The 8,064-nt window shown below is 64.5% G+C and carries 6 protein-coding genes and 1 pseudogene; 6 read left to right on the forward strand and 1 reads right to left on the reverse strand.

The window, feature by feature from the left end:
* Nucleotides 1–133: 133 nt before the first annotated feature.
* From SAZ01S_RS20670 to SAZ01S_RS20690, 5 genes are all read left to right on the forward strand, one after another.
* Nucleotides 134–811, forward strand: a complete 678-nt coding sequence (locus tag SAZ01S_RS20670; protein WP_084584146.1) for a winged helix-turn-helix domain-containing protein — start codon at nt 134–136, stop codon at nt 809–811.
* Nucleotides 798–2,195 carry a sensor histidine kinase gene (locus tag SAZ01S_RS20675; protein WP_084584147.1) on the forward strand — a complete coding sequence of 466 codons (1,398 nt, stop codon included), beginning with the start codon at nt 798–800 and terminating at the stop codon, nt 2,193–2,195. Before SAZ01S_RS20670 ends, SAZ01S_RS20675 begins: the two co-directional genes overlap by 14 nt.
* 56 nt (nt 2,196–2,251) lie before the next feature.
* Nucleotides 2,252–3,256: a YncE family protein gene (locus tag SAZ01S_RS20680; protein ID WP_084584148.1), complete on the forward strand. Its 1,005-nt coding sequence runs from the start codon at nt 2,252–2,254 to the stop codon at nt 3,254–3,256.
* Entirely contained in the window at nt 3,256–3,957 is a 702-nt protein-coding gene (locus tag SAZ01S_RS20685; protein ID WP_245825073.1) for a phosphatase PAP2 family protein, read from the forward strand. The genes SAZ01S_RS20680 and SAZ01S_RS20685 overlap by 1 nt, the downstream gene beginning before the upstream one ends.
* 201 nt (nt 3,958–4,158) lie before the next feature.
* Nucleotides 4,159–6,717, forward strand: a complete 2,559-nt coding sequence (locus SAZ01S_RS20690; RefSeq protein WP_245825075.1) for a TonB-dependent receptor — start codon at nt 4,159–4,161, stop codon at nt 6,715–6,717.
* 231 nt (nt 6,718–6,948) lie between these two features.
* Here the strand turns inward: SAZ01S_RS20690 and SAZ01S_RS20695 are convergent.
* Nucleotides 6,949–7,729, reverse strand: a pseudogene (locus SAZ01S_RS20695) (IS5 family transposase).
* A 74-nt stretch (nt 7,730–7,803) separates the two neighbouring features.
* Here SAZ01S_RS20695 and SAZ01S_RS20700 point away from each other — a divergent pair.
* Entirely contained in the window at nt 7,804–8,028 is a 225-nt protein-coding gene (locus SAZ01S_RS20700) for a hypothetical protein (RefSeq protein ID WP_218018140.1), read from the forward strand.
* Nucleotides 8,029–8,064 lie beyond the last annotated feature (36 nt).

Here is an 8,064-nt window from a genome sequence, read left to right on the forward strand (position 1 = left end):
TGTGATGCGAGGCACCCTCTTACTGGAAGCATCCTCCGCAGGAGGTGATCCGAAGATTGATTATTCCCAACTTGCGCTCCTGGCTGCCGCCCCGGCTAGTGACCGGTTGTGCAACCAGAAGTAGGCTGGCGCTGTGAAACTGCTGCTGCTCGAAGACGATGAGGCAACGCGGACCCATCTCGAACGCGCGTTGGGAGAAGCGGGATTCGTGGTCGACGTCTGCGCCAATGGCCGTGACGCCATCTTCCTCGGATCGAGCAGCGAACACGCCGTCCTGATCCTGGATCGCATGGTGCCCGGGGTGGACGGCCTGGCCGTCCTCAAGGCACTCCGCGCGGCGGGGATTCGCGCGCCCGCGCTCTTCCTGACAGCGATGGACGGCGTGCATGATCGGGTGGAAGGGCTGAATGCCGGTGCGGACGACTATCTGATCAAGCCGTTTGCGACGATCGAGTTCATCGCGCGGGTGCACGCGCTGGCGCGCCGGCAGCCGGAAAACAGCATCGTGACCACGCTGATTGTCGCCGATCTGGAACTCGACCTGCTCAAGCGCAGCGTGCGGCGCGGCGGTCGCCCGATCCAGTTGCAGGCGCAGGAATTCAAACTCCTCGAATATCTGATGCGCCACGCGGGCGAGATCGTGACCCGATCGATGCTGCTCGAGAATGTCTGGCACTTCCATTTCGAGCCGCAGACCAACATCATCGAGAGCCATATGAGCCGCCTGCGCGCGAAGGTGGATCGCGGCTTCGACCAGGACTTGATCCGCACGATCCGCGGATCCGGCTATCGCATCGATGCCCCTGCTTAACGGCTTCCGAAGCGGGGCCTTCCGTTTCGCCTTCCTGCTTGCCGCCATGTTCGCGGTCGGCGCGGCGCTGCTGCTCCTCGTCGTCGAGCGCTCGATCTCCCAATACGCGACCCTCGCTACCGACGGCGGGCTGCAGAGCGAGGCGGCGATCCTGCAGGGGGAGGACCGCGAAGGCGGGCGCGCCAGCCTGCTCCGCGCGATCGCGCTGCACCGGCGCGCGGGCGGCGAGGAGGCCTATCGCTACCAACTGACCGACCGCACCGGCCATATGCTGGTCGACGATTTCGGTACGCGTTCCACCGGGCTCGGCTGGGGACATGTCACGCTGCGGGACGATCCGCAGGAACCGGGCGCGCATCTTGAAACGCTCAAGACCCTGGGTGTCGCGCTGCCCAACGGCGGAACGCTGGTGGTCGCCACCGACACGTACGACATCGAAGAACTGCGTGCCAGCCTCGACCGGTTCACCATCGCGGCCGGGCTGACGATCACGCTTTTCGCACTGATCGGCGGCTATCTGATCGGCGGACTGTTCATGCGGCGGCTGGATCGGGTGAACGACGCCATCGCCCGCGTGATGGCCGGCGATGTCGCGGAACGCCTGCCGCCGATCGGCATCAGCCGCGAATTCGACACGCTGTCGACCAACCTGAACGCCATGCTCGACCGGATCGGCGCGCTGATGGACGGCCTGCGCCAGGTCACCACCGATATCGCGCATGATCTCCGCACCCCGCTGACCCGGGTGCGACAGCAGCTCGAGGTGACCCTCGGCGCCGGCAGTGCCGCGCGCTATGACGCCGGGATCGAGAACGCGATCACGCAGACCGACGAAATTCTCGGCATCTTCCGGGCGCTGCTACGGATCGGCACGCTCGAGGGCGGCGACGGCCGCCAATATTTCGAGATGCTCGACCTCAGCGACCTCCTGGGCCAGGTCGTCGCGGCGCATCAGCCCGTCGCCGAGGACGAGGGCAAGATCTTGGTTGCCGAGCTCGCGGCAGATCTATGGGTCGAGGGGGATCGCGATCTTCTCGCGCAGATGATGACCAACCTCATCGACAATGCGATCCGGCACACCCCCGCCGGCAGCCGCATCCTGAGCACGATCGCCTCTGTCGACGGCAACGTCGTCGTGCGCATCGGCGACGATGGCCCCGGCATCCCCGCGGAAGAGCGGGCCAACGTTCTGACGCGCTTCTATCGGCTGGATCGCAGTCGCAACTTGCCGGGTTCGGGGCTGGGCATGTCGATGGCAGCCGCCATCGCGACGCTGCACCACGCCAGCATGGAATTGCTGGACAATGCGCCCGGGCTGCTCGTTCGCTTGACCTTTCCTGCCTCGGCGACACGGCCGTCCACCGACAAGATTGGCAATCGGTAACGTGACCTGTGGCGGCGGCCGCAGCAAAAGGCACGCACACTTCCTTGGAGACTGCCATGCGCCGCTCACGCATCCTCACGCTGCTCGCCGCCGCCGCCATGCCGCTGATCGTCGCGGCCGCCTCCACGCCGACCTACACCGTCGCGCGGTCCATCGCCGGGCCGGACGGCGGATGGGACTATGCGCGCACCGATGCGGAGGGCAGGCACCTGTATGTCGCACGGGGCAGCAACGTCACCGTCATCGACCTCGCCACCGACACCGTCTCCTCGCTCGGCTCGGTCCAGCGCGGACACGCGGCGGTTCCCGTGCCCGGCGGCAAGCTGCTGGTGACCAGCGGGACCGACGGCACCGTCCGGCTGATCGATCTCGGGTCGGGCAGCGAGACGGCACGCCTGCCCGTCGGGAAGAAGCCGGACGCGGCGATCCTCGACGGTGCCGGAAAGCACGCCTTCATCATGAATGCCGAAAGCGGCACCGTCTCCGTGATCGACCTGGCCTCGGCAAAGGTTACCAAGACCATCACGGTAAAGCCGGGACTGGAATATGCGGCATTCGGCGCAGACGGCACGCTGTTCATCAACAACGAGGATGCGAACGAGGTCGAAACCGTGGACGTTGCCCGCGGTTCTGCCGGCAAGCCGATCGCGCTTCCCGGTTGCAACGGGCCGACCGGGCTTGGCTTTGACAAGGGCCATGACCGCCTGATCGCCGCCTGCGCCAACGGCAAGGCGGCGATCGTCGACCTGCGCAAGCGGCAGCAGGCGGCGCTCGTCGACATCGGGTCCGGGCCGGACGCGGTGCTGATAGACGAAGCGCGCGGCCTCGCCTTCGTCCCGTGCGGGAAGGACGGCATCCTCGACATCCTGTCGCTGGCCGGCGCAACGGTCACCCATGTCGGCGCCGTCAAGACCGCGGCCGGCGCGCGAACGGGGGCGCTCGATCCGAAGACCGGCACGATCTATCTGCCGTCGGCGACCTTCGCCCCGCCAGCTGCCGCCGGCGGCCGTCCGGCCATCGTCCCCGGGTCGTTCCGCGTCCTTGTCGTCAAGCGGGCGTGATGGAGCCGCTGCGCGCGATCGCCCGCAGGCGACCCGAACTGGTCGTCCTGCTGGCGTTCGCGCTGACGGGCCTGACGCTGCTGGCCGTCCTGTACGGCGGCGCGGAGATACTGGAGGGGGACACACGCGCCTTCGACCGCGCCCTGCTGATCCAACTGCGCCACGCAACCGAGGGCGGCGCCTTCTGGAAGACGACGTTGCGAACGCTGATGCAGGCCTTCACGGCGCTTGGCAGCACCGGCATTCTGGTCATCGTCGTTGCCATCGTCGTCGGATTCCTCCTGCTGGCACACAGGCGAAACCTGGCACTCCTGCTGATCGCCGCGACCGGCAGCGGCGGCGTGGTCAGCAGCCTACTGAAGCGCCTGTTCGACAGGCCCCGCCCCGACGTCATTGCGCACCTCACCAGCTTCGGATCGGCGAGCCTGCCCAGCGGGCACGCGATGAATTCGGCGGTGGTATATTTGACGCTGGCAGGCCTGGTGGTGCGGATCGTACCGACGGCCCGGCTTCGAATCTACACGATCTGCTGTGCCGTCGCGCTCACCGCGGCCATCGGGATCTCCCGCGTGTACCTCGGCGTCCACTGGCCGACGGACGTGGTCGTAGGCTGGGTCGCCGGCGCCGTCTGGGCACTGTTGTGGTGGGCGATCGCCTGGTGGTTCGTCAACAGGTCGACCAAAGCGGTGGATTCTGGATAGCAATTCTGCACGGGCCGCGGCCCGGGCAGGGCCACGCGCGACACCATCATGCGTCCGCCAAGATTGATTCTTCCCAACGTACGGGAAACAAGCCAAGAAGTCCCATAGCTGTAACATTTGACGCCCACCCAGTCCCTGTCCGCAGCGCCGCCCGAATTGGGTCGATGAAGCCGGCGCGCGGAAAGATTGGGGATTGCCATCATGAAGATTCGGACGTTGTCGCTCCTGTCGACGGCGATGATCTCGCTCGCCTCCTTGCCCGCCCATGCCCAGACAACGGCCGGATCATCGGCGCAGTCCGATGGTCGCGACATAGTCGTTACTGGCAAGCGTGCGGCAGAGACTGCTCGCGCCGAGGAGCGTGCGGCACCCAACCTGATCAACGTCCAGGCGGCGGAAGACATCGTCAAATATCCAGACTTCAACGCTGCGGAAGCGCTGGGCCGCGTGCCCGGGGTCAGCCTCGCCATCGACACCGGCGAGGGACGGTTCGTGAACATCCGCGGCATCGACGGCAATCTGAACGGCACGACATTTGGCGGCGTCACGCTGCTCAATACGCAGCCGGGGGGCACCTATTTCGGCGGCGGCGGCCGTGCGGTCGAACTCGATACCGTGCCGATCGGCGCGGTCGACCGGCTCGTCGTGCGCAAGACGGGATTGCCCGACCAGGAGGCCGAGGGCCTGGGTGGTTCGGTCGAACTGACCCCGCGCACTGCCGTCGGGCTGACCAAACCCTTTTTCGAAGGGACCATCGGCGGCGGCTACCAGAATGCGCACAAGAATGCCGATGTCTTCATCGGCGAGGCCGCGGTCGGCACTTCCTTCGGACCCGAGCGGCAGTTCGCGGTCGTCCTGACCGGATCCTTCCACACCGACAAGCGCGGGTTTGACGATGTCGAACCCGGCCTGCTCGATGCCGTCCAGCCGGGTACGCCGGGAGACCGGGTGCTCGATACGCTGGATCTGCGCCGCTATACCTACAACCGGCGGCGGTTCGGCTTCGGCGGGGAGCTCGACTGGAATCCCGATGCCCGCAGCCATTACTATCTCCGCGTCAACAATGCGGGCTACACGGAATCGGTGCACCGCTCGATCCTCCAGTATCGCGGGCTTGGCGATACGATCGTAACCAGCGGCAGCACTATCACCGCAAGCGGCGTCGATGCGCGGGTAACGCTGCGCGACGAGCAAGAAACGCATCTGAACTTCATCGCCGCCGCCGGCGGCCGCAACGACCTCGGCCCGGTGAACCTCGACTATCAGCTGTCGTACACCGCATCGACCTACCACCGCGACTATGACCGCAACTCGACCTTCAAGCGGCTGGGCCAGCCGGGTTTTTCCGTGGCCTACGACAACACTACGCTGCTGTACCCGACGCTGACGCCGATCGGGTTCAACCCGAGCGATCCGACCCAGTTCACGCTGGCGAGCGCCACCAACGCCACCGAGCGTGCGCATGACCGCGAATATGCGGCGGTGTTCAATGCAACCCTGCCTACCACGCTGCTTGGTGGCGACGGCAAGTTCCAGTTCGGCGGCAAGCTTCGGCTGCGCGACAAGATCGATCAGCCCAATAACCAGAGCTATGCCGGCGTCCCGCCCACATCGCTCAGCACGGTGCTGGGCGGCGGCCCCTACACCGATTATTATGGCGGCACGTACAATGTCGGCTACGCACCCAGCATCCAGCGCGTCCGCGCGGTGCTTGCGCCGCTCGTGCAGGTGACCAGCGCCGCGAATGCGCAACGTAACGCCCAGGGCTTCTTCAACGATACGGAGAATGTCTATGCCGGCTACGGGCAATATTCGAGCACGTTCGGCAGGCTCGGCGTGCTGGCGGGTGTGCGTGTGGAAAATACCGACGGCACGTATCGCGGGACGACCATCGCCGACGGAAACAGCTTCACGCCGTCCGCCCGGACCGCGCGCTATACCAACGTTTTCCCGACGGTGCAGCTACGCTACGATGTCGCCCCCCATGTCGTGGCGCGCGCCACCTATTCTACCGGCATCGGCCGGCCGGGCTTCCTCCAGCTGCTGTCGGGCGCGGTGATCGACACCGGCAACCTTGCCGTATCGGTCGGCAACCCGAAGCTGAAGCCCATCACCGTCAATGCCTTCGACGCGCAACTCGAATATTATTTGGCGGACTCGGGCATCCTGTCGATCGGCGGATTCGACAAGGAATTCAACAACTACATCATCAACAACCTGCAGCAGAACACGACGTTCGTGGATGCAGGCGGCACATCCTATTCCGGCTATGACGTCACGAGCTACACCAACATCAAGCGCTCGCACGCCCGCGGTGTCGAGGCTCAGTACAGTCAGAAGTTCAGCTTCCTGCCGGCGCCCTTCGACGGCTTCGGCGTGCTCGGCAACCTGACCTATGTCTGGTCGAAATTCGCGATCCGGCCCGGCGAGACGAGCCGCCTTCCGGGAACGTCGCCGCTCACCTACAATGTCGCGGCCTATTACGAGGCGCACGGCGTGCAGGTACGGCTGTCCCTCAGCCATGTCGATGCAGCGATCTTCGGCGTTGGCGGCGGCCCGGGGTTCGATACGTTCGAGGATCAGCGAACGCAGCTAGACCTGACCTCCTCCTATCAGGTGACCCGAAACGTGGGGATCTATTTCAACGCGCGGAACCTGAACAACTCGCCGCTGCGCTATTATGAGGGCTTTGCAAACCGGACGGTGCAGCGGGAATTCTACCGCCAAAGCTTCGAGGCGGGCGTGCGGCTTCGCTATTGATCAAACCGTCAATCAGGGCAGCGGATGCATGATCAGGCCGACCGGCTTCTGGCGAACGGCCATTTGGGGGCCTCTACTCCCCGTTACCGCTCCCCTTGCAGGATCGTAAACTCCTCGGGCGTCCGCTTCTGCCGAAAGCCGACTTGTAGCATCCAAACCATGAAAGGCAGGTTTGTCCCAGATTCGGCGTTCGGTGGGTGCGGCTCAGTGCTCACGCCAGGCTTTGATAGCTTAGGCGGCGTGGACAAATTTGAGCCAATATCGGGCGGTGGCGATATGGACCATGCCGAGGAAACTGTTCGCCAGTTGGTCGTATCGGGTAGCGATTGCGCGATTGATCTTGAGGTGGCCGAACATGCGCTCGATGCGGTTGCGTTGCTTGTAGAGCGTCCGGTCATGATCGATCTTCACGCGGCGATTTGATCGGCCTGGGATGACGGCCTCGATGTTTCGTTCAGCGAGATCGGCTCGGATCACGTCGGAATCGTAGCCCTTGTCCGCCAACAAGGCATCAGGCGCGCACTCGGGCAGGTCGATCAAAGCGTCATAGGCTTTGCAATCTGCCGCCTCGCCAATCGTCAGATGGAAGGCGAGCGGGCGCCCGAGGGCATCAGCCACGCAGTGAAGCTTACTGGTGAACCCGCCCCGCGAGCGGCCAAGACCGCGTCGATGAGTCCCCCTTTTCCGCCCGCTGCCGAGACGTGGGCGCGGATGGTCGTGCTGTCGATGCTGTAGTGGCCACTGTCCGCCATGATCTCAGCCAGCGTCACGGCGACGGTCTCCCAGACCCCGGCTTCACTCCATCGCCGGAACCGGCGGTAATGGTGTTCCAGCTGCCATATTTGGGCGGAACGTCGCGCCATGGGGCGCCGCAGCGGAGCCGCCATAGGATGCCGTTGATGATTGAGCGATTCTGCTCCGGCGGCCTGCCGCGACCACGGTTCTCTGGCTCGATTGGCAACAAACCCTTCAGAACGCGCCATTCTGCTTCCGTAAGATCACCCCTGCTCAAGCTTGCCTCCAAAAAGCAGCCTTGAATCAACGAGCATGTGCTACGTCAACAGGCATGCGGTGAGGGAAGCGAAGATGCTCGGAAATTTGCTGCTTGCACTGGTAGGGTTTGGTCTGGCCGGCTTCATGGTGAACCGGCTCTATGTCGGCCTCGGCGGGCGTCAAATAAATGTGAAGGGCATAACTTACTCGCGATCCTCGACTCCAATCATGTATTGGATCGTTATGGCGATGGCCGTGTTCGGTTTGTGCTTCGGGCTGCTCATTGGCGGCGCAGGTGCCATGCTAATCCTTGAATAAACGGTCTCAACCGCGTCACGAGAATTTGTCCACGCT

The organism is Sphingomonas azotifigens NBRC 15497, from assembly GCF_002091475.1.
In the GTDB taxonomy this organism is placed as follows: Bacteria; Pseudomonadota; Alphaproteobacteria; order Sphingomonadales; family Sphingomonadaceae; genus Sphingomonas; species Sphingomonas azotifigens.